Source organism: Phytobacter sp. V91 (genome assembly GCF_965644225.1).
In the GTDB taxonomy this organism is placed as follows: Bacteria; Pseudomonadota; Gammaproteobacteria; order Enterobacterales; family Enterobacteriaceae; genus CBFFRJ01.
In genome coordinates this window covers 1-560 of record NZ_CBFFRJ010000307.1, presented here as the reverse complement: position 1 = coordinate 560, position 560 = coordinate 1, and the positions used below count along the sequence as shown (strand labels likewise).

Sequence of the window (560 nt, the reverse complement as noted above, 5' to 3'; positions counted from 1 at the left end):
CGTTTTTCCTGAACGTGTTTACTGTTCCACTTGGCGCGATGAACACGTTGCATTGCTGGACGGCTGGTTGCTGTTGCTTTGGCGAGCCATAACGCTTTTTCTCCGACATTCAAGGTAATAGCGGCGTTTTCGAGTGCTTCGGCGTGTTGAGCATCAATAGAGCGATGATCAATACGTTCATTACTGCCAGCAGCAGTAAGATAGCGATTGGCAATCACTGACCATGATTCACGCCAAAGGATTACGTTTTTCTTGTCGTTCCAGCTTCTTTCTTTTTTACCAAAGCCATCAGCGGTGATCGGTTTTAATGTCAACATCACATGCGCATGAGGATTATTGCTATCAAGATCGTGAAATGCGATATCTGCAATCATCCCCTTATCAACAAAATTTTTCTGGCAGTATTCAACAACCAATTTTATTTTATCTTCATTGTTAAGCTCACAGGGAATAGCAATATCAAAATAACGGGCTGTTTGACCATCTTTCTGACGCTCAACCTTTTCTACTTCATTCCATAGGGCGGTAGAGCTTTCAATAATATGGGCGGGTGCTGAAAG

At 43.0% G+C, this 560-nt stretch carries 1 protein-coding gene; it reads right to left on the bottom strand.

Annotated features, from left to right (window positions below; genetic code table 11):
* Positions 1-560, bottom strand: a 560-nt coding sequence (locus ACSZO4_RS25795) for a MobA/MobL family protein (RefSeq protein ID WP_437891924.1), incomplete at both ends; no start/stop codon positions are given.